The following is a 21048-nucleotide window of genomic DNA, read 5'->3' on the forward strand; positions in this document are numbered from 1 at the left end:
CTTCTATTGCAGGTTGGACTGTCATCGGTGCCAAGCTGCCGATCTGCCCCTTCGTTAGGCCGGCCCGAGCCCTACTTCCCGGGGCAGTCCATTTCACCCCCCCTCTACGACCTCAGTCACAAGATCGATGAACCAGAGCAGAGCGTTTTGGCACGCCAACGGCACTGGCTAAAGCGCCGACAAGTCACCGGGCCGGTGATCGGACAAGGGGCTGGAGCGGATTTCCGACCGCTGAAATGCTTGCGTTACCCCAGGGGTTTCGAGGGGTACGGCAATGTCCGTCAAGAAAGCCTCTCGCAATTTTTCCATTGTCGTGCCAGCAATGACAGAAGGGAATGGCCATGGCCAAATCCGATACGCGTCGACACAAGAATGGTGCATCTCAAGCCACGTCCCCTTACCTCACCGCCGACGAACGTATCGCCCTAGGGCGGGAGCTGCGGAACACCGTGCCGCGTATGTCGCAGGCGGGGTGGACGCCGCCCAAGGATCGCCGCGACCCGGTCGAGCTCCTGAGCGATTCCAACGAGGGCCGCATCCTGAGCCTGATCCCGATCCGCTTCGGGCGCATGTCCGAATCGCCGTTTGCGTTCTATCGTGGTTCGGCGGCGCTGATGGCGGCCGACCTGGCGACGGCGCCAACGAGCGGGATCCGGGTGCAGGCGTGCGGCGACGCGCACCTGATGAACTTCGGTGGCTTCGCGACGCCCGAGCGCAACGTGATCTTCGACATCAACGATCTCGACGAGACGCTGCCAGCCCCGTTTGAGTGGGACCTCAAACGGCTTGCTGCGAGTGTGGTGATCGCAGCGCAACACCTGGAGCTCCGCCGCAGCGACATCGCACAGGTGGCCTCCGATCTCGTCCGCGCGTACCGCGAACAGATGGTCGATTACGCAGGGATGCGCGCGCTCGATGTCTGGTACGACAGAATCGACCTGCAGAAGTATGAGGACCGGTCGGGCGACCCGGCTGTCGTGGCCGTGGCGCGCAAACGGATGGCGGAGCGGATCGAAGCGGCAAGGCGCAAGACGGTGCCTGACCATCTTTATCCGAAGCTCGTCTCGCAGGAAGGCGTGGCACCCAGAATCAAGGACGACCCGCCGCTGATCTTCCATCCGACGGAAGAACTGGCTCCCGGCCTCACGTCCGGGTACGCCGAAGCGATAGCGTCGTATCGCGAGAGCATGCCCGAGCATGTCCGCACGCTGTTCGACCGTTTCCACCTGTTCGATATGGCGATCAAGGTCGTCGGCGTCGGAAGCGTCGGTACCATGTGCGCCGTGGGTCTGTTCATGGCGGCGGACAACGACCCGCTATTCCTGCAGGTGAAGGAGGCGCGCGCCTCGGTGCTCGAGCCGTATGCGGGGAAGAGCCTGCATCCCAATCAGGGCCAGCGTGTCATCGCGGGCCAGCGCATCATGCAGGCGGCGAGCGACGTGTTTCTCGGCTGGACTCGGGGCAACAACGGTCGCGATTTCTATATCCGTCAGCTTCGCGACATGAAGATGTCCGTGGTTATCGAAGACTGGGATGTAGGGTTGTTGCGGCAATATGGGCGGATGTGCGCACATGCACTGGCGCGCGCACATGCCCGTTCCGGCGATGCGGCGATGATGGCAGGATATATGGGCGCCGGGCAGACCTTCGACGAGGCAATCATGGAATTCGCGACCGAGTACAGTGCCCAGAATCGCAGGGACTATCGGGCGTTCGTCAGCGCGATCAGAGAAGGGCGGATCCAGAGCACGGTCGGAAATTAGGCAGGGAGGCAGCCAAGCCTCTTCAGGGCGAGGCGCCGCCGTTTCCACATGGGTCGCCAGCTCGCATTCGCTTGCTCAATGATCCTGAAAATGAATCGTGGCGTGTGAGCCATCGCAGAATGGTTTGTTCTTCGATTGGCCGCATCGACACAGCGTGACCCGATTGCGCACTTCGTAGGCGAATCCGTCGGCCGCGATGACGGGGATGTTGCCGCGCAACCATAGCGGGCCGCTGCAATGTTCCGGTGGGTCTTCGATCAAGCCGATGGAAACGGGCAGGGCAGTCTCCACCGGTTGCCCCGTCGCCTTGTCCCACGCGACCAGGCGTCCGGAAGGACAATGGTTTACCTGGCGAGCGAACTGGGCACGCACTTGCGGGTTGTCGGTCTGAGAAACCTGGGCCCAGACTTGCCCGTGGGGATCGCAGAACCGCGCGAACGCGCAGAGTGGTTCCGCGTCGGTGAGAGCGAGCGTGGGTCCGTCAAACATCTTCGCCTGCTTGAGGTAGGGCTCCCGGCTCGCGGTCTCGGTGCCATCAAATCCGTTTTTCAGATGAGAGCCGTCGCAGAACGGCTTCGACTGCGAACCACCACAACGGCAAAGCGCATATTTGGGCCGGTGATCGATGAGCTCACCCTCCTGCCACGTCTCAGAGCCACCCTCGGCATCAGCGACGATGGTCTGTCGCGCGAGCGGAATGTCGCCGACGACCAGGTAGGGGCCATTTTCTGAAACAGTCACTTGGATTTTCGCTTTCACCGGTTCCATTCGATTCACCCTTCTGGCTGATGTTCATCGATGTTTGTCACCGCGTGACACATGGACTTGGAAGCTGTTCGCCGTACGAAGCGCGGGCGTCCGAAGGGAGGTATGGATGTAAAGCGGATACGCCGCGGACCTTTTTTAAGACTAATCCCATGCCCATTGCATGGATACCCGGATGGACCATGGCGCTTATCCGTGGATCTGTTGTGGCTTACGCAGAGGGTGCTTCTTGATGGAGCGTGTGTGGTGCAGGCGACAAAGGAAAGTTAGAGGGCGAGGAGAGAAGGAGATCGGATTGATCGGCCGCGTGGGTAGGTAGCCAGGGGGTGTGTGATCAGGCGATGCGGTCGAGGGCGGCTAATTTTTCATGCATTGCAGCAAGCTTTGTGGGGCGGAGTCGATATAGAGTCCGTGCCCATGCGTAACGCGGCGGTCATGTTGGCGTTGCGTGTTTCTCCAGTCCTTGGCTAATCCCCAAGGGCTCGATAACCACGTGCAACCGCGTCCGCCATTTTTTTTGATGTCAATTTAGATCGATCTAAATCTAATGGGTGGGGCTGGGCTTGTGGCCAGCCAACCGCCGGGCCCAACGAATACCAGTGAAGCCTTTCCTATGAATCTGCCGTCGTCTGCCAAGAATCGTTCGGGATGCAGGGTTAACCGCAGGGGGCGCTCGTGGGCCCGTGGCCTCGCCATGGCGCTGGCTGGGCTCTTCACTTCGGTGGCGGGGCAGGCGATGGCGCAGGAAACAGGGCGGACTGCCGATCTGGTGAATCCGCTGATCGGCAGTCGCCATGGCGGAAACACTTTTCCAGGCGTGTCGATGCCCCTGGGCATGTTGCAGTGGAGCCCGGAGAACACTCGCGGCAAGCATGCGCATACGGCGTCGCCCAGTGGCTACCAGTACGACGCCACCCGCATTCGCGGCTTCAGTCTTACCCACCTTTCCGGCGCTGGCTGCGCCGGTGCCAGTGGCGACATGCCCTTCATGCCGATCACCGTGCCGGTGGTCAGCTCGCCGTCTGCCGACCTCACCGACAGTGTCTATGCCAGCGACTTCGCCCACGCGGACGAAGTGGCGAAGGTCGGCGATTATCGCGTGCGCCTGTCCAATGGCGTCAGCGTGGCGTTGGCCGCAGCGATGCGCAGCGGCATGGCGAGCTTTGCGTTTCCGGCCGGCAAGCCGGCAAACCTGTTGATCCGCGCGTCGGATTCGGAAGTCGGCAGCAGCGATGCCAGCGTAAAGATCGACACGGCGAGGCGCACCGTCAGCGGCTCCGTGACCAGCGGCAACTTCTGCGGCTATCTGGCGCAGGCGGATCAGCGCAGCTACTACACGCTGTATTTCGTGGCGAAGTTCGACCAGCCATTCACCGGCAAGGGCGCCTGGCACGACGGCGCGGTAGAGCCTGGCAAGAACAAGGCGCGGGGTGGCACCGGCTATGGCGACAAGGGCTACCCGGAAGCGCGCAAGGGCTCAGGCGTGTGGCTAGGCTTTGCGCCGAACGGTGGCGACGTGCAGGTGCGCGTCGGTATTTCCTATGTGAGCGTGGCCAATGCGCAGGCCAACCTCGACGCGGAGATCCCCAAGGGCACCACGCTGGCACAGCTGCGTGAGCGCACGCGCGGCGCCTGGAGCGAGACTCTGGATAAAATCGCCATCGAGGGCGGTACCGACGATCAGCGCACCACGTTCTACACCGCGCTGTATCACTCGCTGATCCATCCCAATGTATTCAGCGATAGCAACGGCGAATACCGTGGTTTCGACCAGCAGGTGCATCGCATCTCCGGCACGCAGCGCGCGCAATACGCCAATTTCTCCGGCTGGGATGTGTATCGCTCGCAGCTGCAATTGCTCACCTGGCTCGATCCCGCGGTGGGCAGCGATATGGCCCAGTCGCTGTACAACCAGGCCACGCAGAATGGCGGCGAGTGGGATCGCTGGACGCACAATAGCGGCGGCACCCATGTGATGAGCGGCGATCCCGCCGTGCCTGCGCTCGCGGCGATCGATGCGTTCGGCGGGCGCAACTTCGACCTCAAGAATGCTTATGCCTCCTTGGTCAAGGCGGCCATCGAACCCACCGCGCATGACCTATCTGACGATGGCTGCAATGTGGAATGCGTGGGTCAGCGGCCGTCGCTGGACCAGTGGCTGCACCTGCACTACATCGCCACCACCTCGCATGCCTGGGCCGGTGCCGCGGAAACGCTGGAAGATGCCACGGCCGATTTCGCACTGGCTCAACTGGCCGCGCGCGTGGGTGATAGCGAGGGTGAGCGCCGCTTTCTCACCCGCGCAGGCTACTGGCGCAATCTGTTCAATCCCAAGGCCACGCCGCAAGGCGGCTACATCCAGAATCGCAACGTCAACGGTAGCTGGCCGGCATTTGCCCCGGAGACTGAGGACGGCTTTGTGGAAGGGAGCGCCTCGGTCTATTTATGGATGGTGCCGTTCGACGTGCACGGGCTGTTCGACCAACTGGGCGGCAACGCCAAGGCAGTCGAGCGACTCGATCGCTTCTTCCATGACGACAAGGGCCAGTGGGCGTTGACTCGATCCGGTCCGCTGCACGCGGAACTCGACAACGAACCTTCGATCGGCACGCCCTGGCTTTACGCGTTTGCGGGCCAACCCGCCAAGACGCAGGAGGCCGTGCGCATCGTGCTCAACACGTTGTGGCAGAACACGCCAGAGGGCATTCCGGGCAATGACGATCTGGGTGAGATGTCATCGTGGTACGTGTGGTCGGCGCTTGGCCTCTATCCGGCTATTCCGGGGCGCGCCGAGCTGGTCATCGGCAGTCCGTTGTTCCCGCGCGCCGTGATCCATCGCGCAGGTGGCGACGTGACGATTGAAGCGTCCGGCGCGGCCACCGATGCACCGTTCGTGCATGCGCTCACGCTGAATGGCCAGCCGCATGACAGCCCGTGGCTACCCGCCAGCTTCGCGACCAACGGCGGGCACCTCAACTTTACCTTGCATGCCACGCCTGACCTGCTTTGGGGTAGCGATATCGCCAAGGCACCGCCGTCGTTCTCACCACCGAAGACCTAAGCGGGCGGCACCGAGCGGGCAGGCTTTGTTTCAATTTTAGATCGATACAAATAGGGCGGGGAGGGCGGGGATGAACAACGCAATGTCAGCACGCATGCGCTTGGCGGGCGGATAGCTGCGGGTGCTTTACACGCTGGGTGGCCGATTTCGGAGGGGCTGTCTTCCATCAGGAGTTCTTTACGCAATCGCCCATGCATTTTTTAGAAGTCATTGAACACGTCGAAAAAAAAGGTGCTTCATGAAGATCGGAGAGAACAAACTATGCACGTCGGTGCGTCTTGCTCTGTCGCTGGGTATGCTCGCGGCGAGCACGTACGGTACCGCTGCCTTCGCGCAAGACGCGCAGGCCACGAATAACGCGGCGCCGGAACAGGCCAAGAGCAAGACACTCGACACGGTCACTGTCACCGGTTCGCTGATTCGCCGTGTAGACGTCGAGACGGCCAGCCCGATCGTGACCATCGATCGCGCGAAGATCCAGGCGACCGGCAAGCAGACCCTGGGTGAGCTGGTGCAGCAGCTGCCGGCGATGACCGGAGGTAACGTCAACCCGCAGGTCAACAACGGCGGCGGCACCGGCAGTTCGAGCATCAACCTGCGCGGCCTGGGTTCCAATCGCACGCTGATCCTGGTGGATGGCCAGCGCCTGCTGAGCAAGGATCCGAACGCCATTCCGGCCGATGCGATCGAACGCATCGAAGTGCTGCCGACCGGCGCCTCGGCGACCTACGGTTCGGACGCCATCGGCGGCGTCGTGAACTTCATCCTGCGCAAGAACTACCAGGGTGCCACCTTCACGGCCAACGTCGGCCAGTCCGATCGCAACGATGGCGACCAGAGCGGCTATACCTTCACTTTCGGACAGTCGTCCGACAAGGGAAGCATCATGGCCGGCTTGAACTACAACAAGCAGGATGGCGTGCTGGCAGCCAACCGCGACTTCTCCAAGCATGCGCTGACGCTGTCCGGCAGCAACGTGGTCGTCGGTGGCTCGTCATCCACACCGGTCGGCCGCATCCAGCTCCCCGGCACCGTGGCGGACCCCGTGAAGGGCATTGCCGGCAGCGGCCTTGCCGGCCAGTTCGGTTGCGGATACGTATCGTTGAGTGCTGGCGGCAATAGCCAGGTGGTCAACAACGCGAACTACCATTGCTACGGCAACGGCGACAAGTACAACTACGCTGCGGTCAACCTGATCATGACGCCGCAGGAGCGCACAGGCGGCTTCCTCAATGGCGACTACCATCTCGGCGAGCATGTCACCGCCTACGTGGATGCCATCTACCAGAAGACCTCCTCCAGCGCCCAGTTGGCGCCGACGGTGTACGGCACCGCGTCGACGGGTGCGGTGATTGATCAGAACAACGCGTTCAACCCATTCGGCGTGGGTTTTGGCGCTAGCGGGAATACCTTGTCTTCGCGCCTGACCTCGAATGGCAACCGTACGGCGCTGAACGGCAGCACGGACGCGCAGATCAATACCGGTTTCCGCGGCGACTTCGTCGCCTGGGGCAAGAACTGGAACTGGGACGCGGGCTTTAACTACGGTCACCAGAGCGTGGTCAAAACCGTCGGCGGCCTGGTTGACGGAACCCAGTTGTATACGGGTGCCTCCACCATGGGTGCGGACGGCGTGGCGACGGGCACCGGTTGCCCCAGCGTCGTGGCCTGCCAGTTCAATCCGTTCGATATCAATACGCCAGGTTCCGTGGCAGCGATCAGGGCGGCCAGCGTCACGGCCCCGTCGAATCTCTATACGATCCAAAAGACCTGGCACGCGGGCCTTAGCGGCGAGTTGTTCAGCCTGCCTGCCGGTGGCGTGCAGCTCGCGGTTGGCGCCGAGTACCGCACGGATTACGAGCGCTCCATTCCTGCACCGCAGTTGTTGCTCGATCCCAGTACCGGCAACTGTATCCTGGGCAGCCAGTGTCTCAGCGCCGTGCAGGGTGGCTACAACACCAAGGACATCTACGCCGAAGCGCTCATTCCGCTATTGGCGGGGCTGCCTGGCGTGCAGTCGCTGAACCTCACCATCGGCGACCGCTATTCGCGTATCCAGACCTTCGGCAGCACCAACAACTTCAAGTTCGCCCTGGAATACAAGCCGTTCGACGACCTGCTGTTGCGCGGCACGATGGAAGATGTGTTCCGCGCGCCGAACCTGACCGAGCTCTACAGCTCGGGCTCCGATTCACCGATGATCCATACCGATCCATGTACGGGTTTCACCGGTGCACCGGCGGGCTCGCCGATGGCCCTGGCGTGCCAGTACGTGCCCACCAATGGCACCTTCACGAACAACTCCGTAACCTCGCAGACGCAGGCGGGCACGGTCACGCAAGGCGCGCGAGTTGCCGGCTTCCCGGTCAAGCCGGAGCACGGTACCTCGTATGATTTTGGTGCGGTGTACAGCCCGTCCTATGTGCCCGGTCTCTCCACCACCGTCGATGCGTGGCGCGTGACCTTGAACGACACCATCACCAGCGTGGGTCTGCAGAGCCTGCTCAATCTCTGCGCGGCAGGTTCGACCATCTACTGTCAGTACATTCAGCGCAATCCCAGCGGTCCAAACGTGGGCCAGTTGTTGCAGTCCACGGTGGAACCCACGGGTAACCTGGGTAGCATCAGCACCAGCGGCATCGACTGGTCGGCGAACTACAAGCTGCCGCAGTTCTCCTTCGGCCAGTTCAACGTTGGCATCAATGCCACCTACCTGCGTTACTACACCCAGAACACGGCGCCGGGCGTGGCCGGCAATATCACCTACCAGAATGCCGGTCGCTATCTGCCGGGCGGTTCCGCGCAGGCGGCGGCATGCCCGGACAACATCGGCGGTTGCCTGTTTCCGCGTTGGCGCGCACAGGGCTACGTGGATTGGCAGCAGGGCGGCTGGAGCGCCCAGTGGCGCATGCGCTGGATCAGCGGCTTCACCAACGGTGGCGCCGCGGGTTCGGTCAATGACACCCAGCCGAACTTCGAGGCGGGCACGATCCTGCACTACGGTTCGACGATGTACAGCGATGTATCGCTTGGCTACAACATCGCCCCGATCAATACGCGCGTGGACTTCGGCGTGAACAACCTGTTCGACAAGCAGCCGCCTATGCTGTACGCGAACAACACGATCAATGCCAACACCGACCCAAGTGACTTCGACCTGATGGGCCGCTACTTCTGGGCGCGCGTGACGGTCAAGTTCTAACGCTTTGTAGAGAGCAGCGATGGCCTTGGAGGGCTGCGCGCATGCATGCGCAGCCCTCCTGCAGATCATGAGGACAGTCAGGTTGTGGGCCGGGGCCTGACTTGCAAGAAGGCGGCAGATGTCGTCTCGGACCTAAATCGATCAAAGCAAGACTGGAGTGCAGGGATGAACAACGCATCGTCCGAACGCGGCGGTTTGCCCTATCGATGGGAGCATCTGGCATGCCTGTTGGTGGCCTTGTTCCTGGTGGCTGGCGCATACGCTTCGGCTCGCAACGAGCGCGCCACGTTTACGAGTTCGTTCGAAGCGGGCGATCCGGCACTCCTGACGGCCAGCACGAAGCGTTGGCATCTGAGCGTAGTACCCGGCCCCGGCAAGGAGGAGCCTCCCACCTCCAAGCCGGGCGTCGGCTTTTCGGGTACGCATGCATTGCGCTATGACGCCGATGCGATCAGCGGACGCCAGTCTCGACGTGCGACGCTTTTCCGGGTTCACCAGAACGCGGGGGCGAACACCCGGCTGTCATACATGGTGTTTCCAGTCAGGCAGGGCGAGGGCGCCCAAAGCCCGGCGCAATACGTTGCGGTCGATCTGCTTTTCGCCGATGGATCGCGCCTGTCCGCGCTGAAGGCGCAGGACCAGCATCACGTGCCTGCCAGCGCCAGCGCGCAGGGAGATGCGCGAGTGTTGTACGACAACCAATGGAATGCGCTGGTAGTCGATGTAGGTGCAGTCGCCGCTGGACGCACCGTCGTCGCGATTGAACTGGCCGAGGATGCACCGACGGGTAGCCCGGCCTTCCATGGCTATATCGACGACATACGCCTGGGTGATGCACCGCTGGCGGACGCGATGGCCACGCCCCATACTTACGTCGATACGCGGCGCGGCAGCTATGCCAATGGACACTACTCTCGCGGTAATACGTTTCCCGCCGTAGCCATGCCGCACGGCTTCAACTTCTGGACGCCGAGCACCAACGCCGGTTCGGACTGGATTTACCAGTACCAGGAGCGCAACGACGCGAACAATCATCCGCGTATCGAAGCGTTCGCGCTGAGCCATGAGCCCAGCCCGTGGATGGGTGATCGCCAAACCTTCCAGGTGATGCCAGCGCAGGTATCCAGCGGCGCACCGCCGCTCGATCGCACTGCGCGCGCGTTGAGTTTCACCCACGACCACGAAATCGCTCGCGCCGACCTGTACCAGGTGCGCTTCGATAACGGCATGGTGGCGGCGATGACGCCGACCAGCCATGCGGCGATATTCCGCTTCACCTTTACGGGTGACCGCGCGCAGCTGGTGTTCGACAACCGCAATGATCGCGGCGAGATCGTGCTGGAGCCGTCGCAACAAAGCATCAGCGGCTATTCGGATGTGGCCAGTCGACTGTCCACCGGGGCGACGCGGCTGTTCTTCTACGCCAGCATCGACCGCCCGGTCACGGAAAGCGGCCGACTGAGCGGGGCCGGACGTGACCATGTCGCCGCCTGGTTCGGCGTCGACACGCGCACGGACAAGACGGTGACGATGCGCATCGCCACTTCGCTGATCAGCGTGGACCAGGCCAAGCGCAACCTGGCCCAGGAAATTGCCTCGAACGACACGTTTGACACGGTGCAGGCACGCGCGGCCGCGCGCTGGGACCAGCTGCTCGGCCGCGTCGAGCTGCCTGAGGCCAAGCCAGCGGACAAGGTGCTGCTCTATTCCAACCTGTATCGCCTGTTCCTTTATCCCAACGAAGCGTTCGAGAACGTCGGCACCGCGGCCCAGCCGGATTACCGTTACGCCAGTCCATTCTCGCCGCCAGTCGGCGTTAACACGCCGACGCAGACCGGCGCACGCGTGCTGACCGGCCGGCCGTACGTCAACAACGGCTTGTGGGATACCTATCGCACGGCATGGCCGGCGTACACGCTGCTCACGCCCACGCAGGCCGGCGAGATGATTGACGGCTTCGTGCAGCAGTATCGCGATGGCGGCTGGATAGCGCGCTGGTCCTCTCCGGGCTATGCCGACCTGATGGTGGGCACGAGCGCCGACATTGCTTTTGCCGATGCGTGGAACAAGGGCGTGCACAATTTCGATGTGCGCTCGTTCTACCAGGCGGCATTGAAAGACGCGACCGTGGTCAGCGATATCGCCGGCGCGGGTCGCAAGGGCTTGAGCCGTTCCGTCTTTAACGGCTATGTGGACAATAGTGTCGACGAGGGCCTGTCCTGGTCGATGGCCGGCTATCTCAACGACTTCGGCATTGGTGAACTGGCGCAAAGTCTCGCCGCCGCGCACGACGCGATCGACCCGTATGCCGATCACTACGCCGATGATGCGCGCTACTTCCACAGTCGCGCCAAGAACTACGCGAAGTTGTTCGATCCCAAGGTTGGATTTTTTGTGGGCCGCACGCCGGACGGCGCATGGCGCACCGATGCCGCACATTTCGATCCCCTGTCCTGGGGCGGTGACTACACCGAAACGAATGCCTGGAACATGGCCTTTGAGGGCGTGCAGGACGGCCAGGGGCTGGCCAACCTCTACGGCGGCCGCGAAGGCCTGGCCAGGAAGCTGGACGCATTCTTCGATGCGGGTACCGACTTTCATGTCGGCGCGTACGGCGACGTCATCCACGAGATGCTCGAAGCGCGCGATGTGCGCATGGGCCAGTACGGCCACAGCAACCAGCCATCGCACCACATCCTCTATATGTACGACCTGGTTGGCGAGCCGTGGAAGACGCAGGACAAGGTGCGCGATGCCTTGTCGCGGCTGTACGTGGGTAGCGAGATCGGCCAGGGCTATCCCGGCGACGAGGACAATGGTGAGATGTCGGGCTGGTGGTTGTTCAGTGCAGCCGGCTTCTATCCGCTGCGCATGGGCACGCCGACCTATGCGATTGGCGCGCCGTACTTTCCACACATGATCATCCATCTGGAAAATGGCCGCACCATCGATATCCGCGCACCCGAGGTAAGCGACCGCAATCGCTATGTCCAAAGCGTCTCGCTCAATGGCCAGCCGTACGAAAAGACCTGGCTCAATCACGCCGACCTCGCCAACGGCGCCGAGCTGGTATTCCAAATGGGGCCGCAGCCATCGCGCTGGGGCACGATGGGCGACGATGCCCGGCTGCCGTCGCTGACGCAGGGCGATAAACCGCCTTCGCCGTTGGTCGATCTCGTGGACGCGGTGAAGTCACAGGTAACGGTCGAAGGCGACGACCCTGCCGCCCGGGCGGTCAGCGACAACACATCGGAGACCGAGGCAGTGTTGAAGGGTGCGAAGCCCGCCGTACAGGTGCGCTTCGACACCGTGCAGCGGGTGCTGATGTATACGATCACGTCCGCGGCGAAGGAGAGTCAAGATCCTCGCAGCTGGACGCTGGAAGGCTCGTCCGATGGCGCGTACTGGACCACGCTGGATCAGCGTCGTGACGAATCGTTCGGCTGGCGTCGGCAGACGCGTGTTTTTGGGGTGACCCATCCAGGGGATTTCACCTACTACCGCTGGCGCATCAAGAAAAACGCGGCGACGCATGGCATCGCCGTGTCCGAGATTGAGTGGCTGGGGTATCCACCCGTGAGCCTCCCGCCGCTGTAGGAGCGCACCTGAAGTGGCCGGGTATTTCTGGACCACCGGATAGGAGCAAAATCTCCTACGAGGTGAACCATGGGTCATAGAAAGTTTGCCGCTGCGGTGAAGGCAGAGGCCATTCGGTTGGTCGTTGAGGCGGGCTATTCCCCGCCCCAGGCCGCGCAACTGACGGGGGTGGGGCCGACGGCGCTGCGTCGCTGGGTTCAAGCGTGGCGCGCGCATCAAGCGCAAATTCCCAGCGGCGTCGCCGATCAGCAGCGCCTCATTCGGGAGCTGCAGGAGCAGCAGCTGAAGGCTTCGGAAGAAGCGCGCGAGGCCCTGGCACAAGAGCGCGATACCCTAAAAAAATCGTTGCCCTCTCACCTCGCCGTGCTCTTTCAACGGCGCAGGCGCTCGACAAGGTGAGAGGGGAGGTATCCATCCGGCACATCCATCGGCTGCTGGGTTGGTCGCGCAGTAGCTATTACGCCGCACCGCGCCCGGCACCGGTCCTGGATGAAGCCATCGCCCAGAAAGTTCGCCACCTCCACGCCAGAAGCAAGCGCAGCTGCGGCGCCCGCACCCTGGCGCACGGGTTGCGCCGGGCCGGCATTCCGACCGGGCGGGAACGGGCCGCCACGATCATGCGTCTGATGAACATCACGGCCAAGACGAAGCGTTTTCAGCACTACCGTCGCAACACCAAGCCGGCGCCCGCGGAAAACCTTCTCGCGCGCCAGTTCGATCCGGGCCGCCCTAACCAGTCCTGGGCCAGTGACATCACCTACATCCCGACCCGTCAGGGCTGGCTTTACCTGGCCATCGTGGTCGACCTGTTTTCCCGGCGCATCATCGGTTGGGCGACCGCGCAGGTGGCTGATGCGCGGCTGGCTCTTGCGGCCAGCGAACTGGCGTTCGCCATCCGCCAGCCCGGACCCGGGCTCATCGTGCACTCCGATCAAGGGTGCCAGTACACCGCGGACCTTTATGTCACTCATTTGCAGCAACACGGTGCCGTGCAAAGCATGAGTCGTAAAGGTAATTGTTGGGACAACGCGGTGGTCGAGCGCGTCTTCCGCAGCCTAAAACAGGAATGGATCGACGGAACCTACCCAACGCGCGAACACGCGCGTCATGCCGTGATCGACTACGTCGCACGCTACTACAATCACGAACGTCTACACTCCACGCTCGATTACCGGCCGCCCGCCGAGTTTGAGGCACTGGCGGCTTAACGCTCCTATCTCTTGGTCCAAAAAAAGCCGGCCACTACAACCCTGTGCGCGAAAAACCTACCGGGCCTCGCGAGTCCCCAAGGGTCTGAGGCCTGACAGGCGTGGGCGTGCCATTCACTCTCTTGGCGCGCGCTGATGGGTTCGGCCTTTCGGCTCGGGGTAGAGACGAAGAAAATCTTCGGCGGCCTTTGCGACGCGGCGATCAATCTCAGTCTTGCCTGGTGCCTCTCGTATGCGCAACAGGATGCTCACCATCAGATCACCCCAGAGTAGCGAGAGGTACCGGCTAGCCATTTCGCCCGGGGCATCCGCGCCGATCAGTCCCGCAGACTGCGCCTGTACCAGGATGCTTTGCACGGCGGTTCGTATCGACTGGCGAGCGGTCTCGAGCGTGCCGGCTACCTCCGGCGCACGTTGGGCCTCCATGATCGCGAGCCGAAACACGGCCATCACGGCAGGATGGCTGACCTCGCGCAGTACCATCGCGCCGAGCTTGGAAAGCATGGCCGCCAGCTCTTCACGATGGGACGGCGGCGGCAGCTGGCTCGGCAAGTGCATGCGTCCTGCTCGATCGGCGATGCACGCAGCGAGCATCGCCTGTTTGTTGCCGAACAGGGCGTACAGCTCCCGCTTCGATGCTTGAGCACGCGTTGCGATCTTCAGTGTGCTCGCCTCGGCGTAGCCGAGCTCCATGAACGTCTCCATCGCGGCGTGCAAGATTCGCTCGCGCAACGGCTGCGGGCCCGATTCGACGTTTGCCTGCTTCTTCACAAAAAATCCCTTGCGTTGGTACCGGATGGTACCGTAGCATACGCTCACTGGTACCGCTCGGTACCAGCCCCATCCAGTGCATCTGGGATGAGGCGTTGGACAGCGCGCGGCCGCGATCGCGCTGCGGTGTTCGAGGCAGCGGCAACTAACAGCTGATGGGAGTCCAACATGTCTCCGGCCAACGTCTTTACCGTGCATCTTGTTCTTGGCTACGTCGCCTGGCTGCTCTGCTATCGCGTCTACATCTGGCCGCGACTCAACTCAATGGACCGGGTCGATGCGCAGCGTGCCATCGCGACCTTGCATAGCTTCCGATTTTTCGGTCTCGTCTTCGTGGTTCCCGGCGTCGTCGGATCCCATCTACCGTCTGGCTTTGCTGCATTCGCGGCATACGCCGACTTGGCAACCGGGTTGCTGGCCATGCTCGCGCTACTCACGGTTAGGGTGCGGCCGCTCTTTTGGCTGTTCGTCGTCGCTTTCAATATCGTCGGGATGGTCGATTTAGTCCTCGACTACTACCACGCCATTCAAGCCAATCTTCCCGCGGTGGCCGGGGAGCTGGGCGCGGCCTATGCGATTCCGATCATCTATGTGCCCTTGCTGATGATCACGCATATCGCCGCGTTCTACATGCTGGTGCGTCCTTCGACTCGCCACGCACCGGTGCAGGCCGTGGCTAAGGCAGATGTTGCTGCCCTTGAAGTATTTCGTCGAGTTGAGCCCTAGCTCATCCCGTCGGGGATGCGCCGCAAATCGTCGGCGTCCACAGTGTGGAAATGGCGCCTGAAGGCGACTTCGCCTGACGGCGCCTCCTCCAGTTCGCGTGCATAGCGATGGCCGGCGTAGATCGCGTGGGCGATCAGGCCGGGCGCTTCGGCGTCGCCGATGCCGCGTAGCGAGCGGATGCCGGCATCCGCCCAGTCTGCTTCGCGTTGCAGCAGCTCCTGGTACAACGCGTCGTGGGGCAGGCGCGAGGTGACCAGGACGATGGCGTCGCAGGCGCGTTCATGCCGCTGGCCGTCCCAGCCGTTTTCCAAGGTCAGGGTGGTGTCGTCGAAGGCGGTGATGTTGTGCGACACAATCACCTCGATACCCTGTTTGGCCATGCGCTTGCGGATATGGCGATAATCGAGCGTGTTCACGCTCCAGGGTGCAACGCTGTCTTCCGGCGTCACGTAGGCGACATCACAACCTTGCTGGTGCAGCAGGTCGGCCGCGATGCTCGCGTGGTAGAAGCCGTCGTCGTCGAACACGACGACGCGCCCACTCGGCATGCGGCCATCCAGCAAGTCGTCCGGCGTATACACGCGCGGGTTGTTGGCGAGATTTTCGATGCCCAGGCCGTTGCTGCGCCCGAAGCCGTCGCGGCGCCAATGGCAGCCGGTGGCGAGCACGACATGTTCGGCGCCGAAGTCCAGCACGTCCTGTGCGCTGAGCACTGAGTCGAGATAGAGCGATACGTTGGTGAGCTTGCCGATCTGGCCGACACGCCAGTCGCGCACGCGCGCCCATTCGGCCAGGCCCGGCAGGCGCGCTTCGCGGGTGACGCGACCGCCCAGTTCGCGGCGTGCCTCGGCGAGGCTGACCTCGTAGCCGCGCTGGCCAAGTGCACGTGCCGCCTCGAGGCCAGCGGGGCCGCCACCGACCACCAGCACGCGACTCGCCGTGCGACGGGGTTGGATGCGCTCGGGATGCCAGCCCTTGCGCCACTCTTCGCCCATGGTCGGATTTTGCGTACAGCGGATCGGTGAGATGGTCATGTCGCCGGATACGCAGATGTTGCAGCCGATGCATTCGCGGATGTCGTCGGCGCGTCCTTCCTCGATCTTGCGGGGCAGGAACGGATCGGCGATGGACGGGCGGGCGGCGCCAATCATGTCGATCACGCCACGGCGGATCTGCGACACCATGGTGTCCGGCGAGGTGAAGCGGCCGACGCCGACGACCGGTTTGGTAGTGGTTTTCTTGACGAAATCGATGAAGGGTTCCTGCGCGCCTTCGGCGGCGAAGCGCGAGGGCACCGAGTCGTTGTACCAGGCGGCGAGATTGACGTCCCACAGGTCGGGCAGCTCAGCCAGCAGGCCGACGATGTCTTGTGCCTCGGCCAGTTCGACGCCGCTGGGACCGAGCAGTTCGTCGGTAGCGAAGCGCAGGGCGACGGCACAGGTATCGCCGACGGCGTCGCGCGTGTCGGCAAGCACTTCGCGCAGCAGGCGCACGCGATTCTCCAGCGAGCCGCCGTATTCGTCGCTGCGCTGGTTACGGCGGCGCTGCAGGAAGTGCATCGGCAGCGAGAGGTCGTGCGCGGCATACACGTAGATGATGTCCATGCCCGCACGCTTGCCGCGCAGGGCGGCTTCGCGATGCCAACGCCGGTATTCGCGGATGTCATGTCGAGTCATCGCCCGCGCCTGCGACGGGTAGCCGTATTTCGACACCTGATGCGAGGGGGCCAGCAGCACTTCGCGCGAGTACAGGTTCGACGCGGTGGGGCCGTTGTGCGACAGCTCCACCGCGGCCAGCGCGCCGTGCGCGTGCACCTTGTCGCACATCAGCGCCAGTGCGGGGATGTCGCGGTCATCCCACAGTCGCGCCTCCACGTACGGCGTGAGGTCGCTGCTGGGATGGATCTCGCACTCCTCGGTCGAGACCACGGCCCAGCCGCCCTCGGCCTTGATCTCGCGCATCGCCGCATGGGCCAGCGGCATCGCGTGACCCATGCCATTGCAATGCGGCACCTGGAAGAAGCGGTTCTTGGCGGTTACCGGGCCGATCTTCACCGGGGTGAAGAGGATGTCGTAGCGGGGATCGCGCATGGTGAGAGCCTGTTCAATTGCGGCACGTGGGCCGCGCCGGGGTCTGTTGGCGCGCCAGCCAGGGAAGTACGAAGCAGTGTATGTCGATACGCGCCCGAGTGATGACGCAGGAGGGCGGGCCAACAGGCCCGGCCCTTAGACCTTGATAGGGGCGACGGCGTGACGCCGCAGGCGCATATACGCATACAGCGGCAAACCCGCAGCCATCAGGGCGAGGGCGAGCAGGAACGGTTCCTCGCCGCTGCCGATAAAAGCGAAGACCACATATAGCGCGCCAGTGATGGCGACCAGTAGCGCACGCCTTCCAATCTCAGGTGCCGCGCCGCGACGCCACAGCACGACGAGCGCGAGCGAGCAGCACAGATAGAGCGGCAGGTTGGCGGCGGTCACGACCCGGGTGAGGAAGGTGAAGGCGGCCACCAACGAGCTGCTGTAGCTCATCCAGATCATGATCGAGGCGAGCACGCCGGTGACGATCAAGGCGATGGCCGGTGCCCCCTGGCGATTGTTGCGCGCGAACATGGCGGGCAGCACGCCGTTGATGGCCATGGTGCGCGTGAGTTCGCCTACCAGCAAGGTCCAGCCATTCAGCGCGCCGAGTCCACTGACCACCACGAACAGGGACAGCCAGCGTCCGACGCCGGCGCCGACATAGCGGTCCATCAGCATGGCGAACGGCGCGCCCGAGTCCGCCAGTTCCGCTTGCTTGATCAGCAGGATCGGCACGGTGGAGACGACGATGTAGACCAAGGCGGTCAGCACGGTTCCGGTCATGGTGGCCCGCGGAATCGTGCGTCCCGGGTTGTCGACGCGACCCGCCGGAATGCTGGCCGATTCGATGCCCAGCATCGCGTACAGGGCGATGGTCGATGCCGCCATCACACCGCTGAGGGTGACCGGTGTCACCGGCGGATGCGCGACGAAGGTGGCTGGCGTGGTCAGCAGGATCCAGCCGCCGAGCACGGCAATGGCGACCATCGGCAGCAGCTTCAGCACCGTGGTGACGATTTGCACGCTACCGCCCGCCCGCACGCCCAACAGGTTGACGGCCACGAACGACCACAGCAGGCCCAGTGCGAACAGCGCCGGCTGGATCCTGCCCAGGTCCGGCATCACCACCGTGATGTAGCCGACCACGCCGGTGGCCAGGGCGGCATTGGTAAGCCACAGCGACACCCAGTACGCCCACAGCGCCATGTACGCCGGCAGCTCGCCCAGCGTGCTGCGGATATAGCCGTAGGGGCCGTCGGCGCCTGGCAGCGCGTGCGAGAGATGCGCGAACACGCGCGCCAGGACCAGGCAGCCGGCCAGGGTGACCACCCAGCCGATCAGCGCATTGAAGCCATACGGTGCGAGCGACGCGGGCAGGATGAAAATGCCCATGCCGATGACATTGCCTACGACCAGGGCAGTGCAGGTCCAGAAACCGATTTTCTTGCCGTCGCTCATGTCTGCACTCATCAGGGGTTAGTCGAGGGAAACTGACTTGCCATCCTTGACCACGCCTTGCACCTGGCGCAGACATTCGACGTTTTGCAGCGGATCGCAGGCCACGGCCACCAGGTCGGCGGCCTTGTTCGGTGCGATCGAGCCCAGTTCCTTCTCCTTGCCCAGCAGGCGCGCCGCATCGATGGTGGCTGCGCGGATCGCCTGGAGCGGTGTCATCCCGTAACGAACCATGTACGCGAACTGGCGCGCGTTGTCACCGTGCGGATAGACGCCGGCATCCGTGCCAAACGCGATGTGCACGCCGGCCTTGACGGCCTTGCGGAAGCCGTCGCGCTGGGCCTGGGTGGTTTCGGTATTTTTGCGCAGCTTCTCGGCGGACCAGCCCTCGCTGCGGCCGACACTGTCGATGTAGTCGCCGTTGTAGACGTCCGCAACCAGCCAGGTGCCGTGCTGCTTCATCAGCGCGATGCCTTCGTCGTCGATCAACGAGCCATGCTCGATCGAGCGCACGCCCGCGCGCACCGCCCGCTTGATGCCCTCGGCGCCATGCGCGTGCGCGGCCACGAACTTGCCGCGCTTGGCGGCTTCCTCCACGGCAGCGTGGATCTCCGCTTCGGTGTATTCCGATTGCCCCGGTTCGGTGCCGTCGGTGAGCACGGCGCCGGTGGCGATGACCTTGATGAGGTCGGCGCCATGGTCGAGGATGATGTCCACGTGCCGACGTACGTCGTCGACGCCTTTGGAGACGCCGCGGCGAAACTCCATCGGCACCTCGGTGCCAGGCGGCAATCCGGTGATCTCGCCGCCGCCGCCGGGGATGGTGATGTAGGCGCCGGCGACAAACATCCGTGGCCCCGGCACGTCGCCGGCATTGATGGCATCGCGCAGGGCGATATCGGCGAAGCCGCGATAGACGCCGACGTCGCGCACCGTGGTGAAACCGGCTCGCAGGGTGTCGCGCGCGTTCTTGGCACCGATGAAGGCATCGCGTGCCGGGCTGCTCTTCAGCGCCGCGCCGGGATCGGCGGTCTCGGTTTCATCGGCAATATGGGTATGCATATCCATCAGGCCGGGCACCACGGTGTAGCCGGTCCAGTCGAGGACGATCGCGCCCTTGGCGGCGCTCGCGGACCAGGGCTGTACGCTGACAACGCGGCCGGCCTGCAGCGTCACGGCCTGGTCGGCCAGCATCTTGCCCGAGTCGACGTCGAGCAGGTGGCCGGCGTGCACCACCGTGCGCTCCGCGCCCAGGGCGGCGGCAGGCACGGATGCCATCACCACGATGGCGCAGAACAGGCTGGACAGCTTTATCCTCATGCAGAATCTCCGGCGTCACGGGCGTAGGCCGCGCGCAATAGGTTGTGGAAATGCCAGACGCCGCCTTCGCGCCTGGGGCAGAGCCTTCCTGGCTCGTAGTAACCGGACGCCAAACCCTTTTGTACGGCCTGGCAGATGTCGATGTCTTCTTGCTGCACTTCGTCGCTGAAACTCTGGTCGGCCGCGATGCGCGCCTGGGCGGCATCGTCCTGCGCGTAGTAGTAATCAAACTCCACGCGGCAGCGCCCCGGTCCCAGCGGCAGGATGCGGTTGGTCTGCAGGCGGCCCGGCATGATGTTGAGCATCACGTTCGGATACATGAAGTAATAAAACGCCTGGCCATCGCCATAGATATCCGCGCTATTGCGCAGCGGCGAGGACTGCAGCGAGTACCAGGGGGAAAGCGCGGTGTCGTAGGCGCGGTAATCGAGCACCCGTGACAGGCCCGGATGCACATGGGGCAGGTGATAGCCTTCCAGGAAGTTGTCGATGTAGACCTTCCAGTTGCACTCGATGTCGTAGCTGTCGCGGCGCAGGTAGCGCATGGCGGCGAGGTCGATCGGCGCGATGCGCTCGGTAATGCCCGCATACACCTCTTCGAACGGGGGTACGTCAGGGTCCAGTGCGACGAAGACCAGGCCCTGCCACTCGTGCACGCGCAGCGGCGGCAGGCGAATGTCATCGACCTTGAAATCGGAGGCGCTCTGCATCTCCGGCGCGCTGCGCAGCTGGCCTTCCAGCGTGTAGGTCCAGCCGTGGTACTTGCATTGCAGCGAGCGCGCGCCCTTGCCGTTGCACAATGCCAACGGACCGGCGCGATGCCGGCAGACGTTGGGGAAGGCACGCAACGCGCCGTCGTGGCCGCGCACCAGCAGCACCGGTACGCCGCCCACGTGTTCGACCACGTGATCTCCCGGCTCCGACAGCAGTCCCTGGTGCGCGACCAGCTGCCAGCTGCGCGCGAATACCGCGCGGTTTTCCATCGCCAGCATGTCGTCGCCGAAGTAGTAGCGAGGCGACAGGGCGCGGGCGTGATCGAGGCTCGTGATGGTCGTGTCAGCTGGCATACGTGGTTTCACTCTCGGGATGGGCTGGCGGC

At 63.5% G+C, this 21048-nt stretch carries 13 protein-coding genes; 7 read left to right on the top strand and 6 right to left on the bottom strand.

Translation table 11 applies throughout. From position 1 onward, the window contains the following. Positions 1 to 341: 341 nt before the first annotated feature. Entirely contained in the window at positions 342 to 1763 is a 1422-nt protein-coding gene (locus tag ACT01B_RS09285; RefSeq protein ID WP_445147063.1) for a DUF2252 domain-containing protein, read from the top strand. 75 nt (positions 1764 to 1838) lie between these two features. Here the strand turns inward: ACT01B_RS09285 and ACT01B_RS09290 are convergent, their stop codons facing one another. After that, the gene (locus ACT01B_RS09290) at positions 1839 to 2531 is read right to left on the bottom strand and encodes a CDGSH iron-sulfur domain-containing protein (RefSeq protein WP_445147064.1); all 693 of its coding nucleotides are present in this window, start codon (positions 2529 to 2531) and stop codon (positions 1839 to 1841) included. 691 nt (positions 2532 to 3222) lie between these two features. On the opposite strand from ACT01B_RS09290, the gene ACT01B_RS09295 reads away from it, so the two are divergent. The 5 genes from ACT01B_RS09295 (at position 3223) to ACT01B_RS09315 (ending at position 13596) form a co-directional block, all read left to right on the top strand. Continuing rightward, on the top strand, positions 3223 to 5589 hold the full coding sequence (locus tag ACT01B_RS09295; RefSeq protein ID WP_445147065.1) for a GH92 family glycosyl hydrolase: 2367 nt from the start codon (positions 3223 to 3225) through the stop codon (positions 5587 to 5589). A 238-nt stretch (positions 5590 to 5827) separates the two neighbouring features. Beyond that, the gene (locus ACT01B_RS09300; protein ID WP_445147066.1) at positions 5828 to 8791 is read left to right on the top strand and encodes a TonB-dependent receptor plug domain-containing protein; all 2964 of its coding nucleotides are present in this window, start codon (positions 5828 to 5830) and stop codon (positions 8789 to 8791) included. A 165-nt stretch (positions 8792 to 8956) separates the two neighbouring features. Next, a complete protein-coding gene (locus ACT01B_RS09305) occupies positions 8957 to 12388 on the top strand; it encodes a GH92 family glycosyl hydrolase (protein WP_445147067.1) in 3432 nt (1143 codons plus the stop codon). 69 nt (positions 12389 to 12457) lie between these two features. Further along, complete coding sequence (locus ACT01B_RS09310; protein WP_445147068.1) at positions 12458 to 12787, top strand: transposase; 330 nt, start codon at positions 12458 to 12460, stop codon at positions 12785 to 12787. Then, on the top strand, positions 12784 to 13596 hold the full coding sequence (locus ACT01B_RS09315; protein WP_445147069.1) for an IS3 family transposase: 813 nt from the start codon (positions 12784 to 12786) through the stop codon (positions 13594 to 13596). Before ACT01B_RS09310 ends, ACT01B_RS09315 begins: the two co-directional genes overlap by 4 nt. A gap of 114 nt (positions 13597 to 13710) precedes the next feature. Here the strand turns inward: ACT01B_RS09315 and ACT01B_RS09320 are convergent, their stop codons facing one another. Beyond that, complete coding sequence (locus tag ACT01B_RS09320) at positions 13711 to 14367, bottom strand: TetR/AcrR family transcriptional regulator (protein WP_445147070.1); 657 nt, start codon at positions 14365 to 14367, stop codon at positions 13711 to 13713. A 168-nt stretch (positions 14368 to 14535) separates the two neighbouring features. Here ACT01B_RS09320 and ACT01B_RS09325 point away from each other — a divergent pair, with 168 nt between their 5' ends. Further along, on the top strand, positions 14536 to 15093 hold the full coding sequence (locus ACT01B_RS09325) for a hypothetical protein (RefSeq protein WP_445147071.1): 558 nt from the start codon (positions 14536 to 14538) through the stop codon (positions 15091 to 15093). On the opposite strand, the gene ACT01B_RS09330 is transcribed toward ACT01B_RS09325, so the two are convergent. From ACT01B_RS09330 to ACT01B_RS09345, 4 genes are all read right to left on the bottom strand, one after another. Beyond that, positions 15090 to 17183, bottom strand: a complete 2094-nt coding sequence (locus tag ACT01B_RS09330) for an oxidoreductase (protein WP_445147072.1) — start codon at positions 17181 to 17183, stop codon at positions 15090 to 15092. The two genes, ACT01B_RS09325 and ACT01B_RS09330, sit on opposite strands and share 4 nt — an antisense overlap. 135 nt (positions 17184 to 17318) lie before the next feature. Further along, positions 17319 to 18632 (bottom strand): amino acid permease, encoded by a 1314-nt coding sequence (locus ACT01B_RS09335; protein ID WP_445147073.1) that lies wholly within the window; start codon positions 18630 to 18632, stop codon positions 17319 to 17321. An 18-nt stretch (positions 18633 to 18650) separates the two neighbouring features. Then, positions 18651 to 19949, bottom strand: a complete 1299-nt coding sequence (locus ACT01B_RS09340) for a Xaa-Pro dipeptidase (RefSeq protein WP_445147074.1) — start codon at positions 19947 to 19949, stop codon at positions 18651 to 18653. Next, on the bottom strand, positions 19946 to 21016 hold the full coding sequence (locus ACT01B_RS09345) for an aromatic ring-hydroxylating oxygenase subunit alpha (RefSeq protein ID WP_445147075.1): 1071 nt from the start codon (positions 21014 to 21016) through the stop codon (positions 19946 to 19948). Before ACT01B_RS09345 ends, ACT01B_RS09340 begins: the two co-directional genes overlap by 4 nt. Between the last annotated feature and the right edge of the window lie 32 nt (positions 21017 to 21048).

Source organism: Dyella sp. Tek66A03, assembly GCF_052567735.1.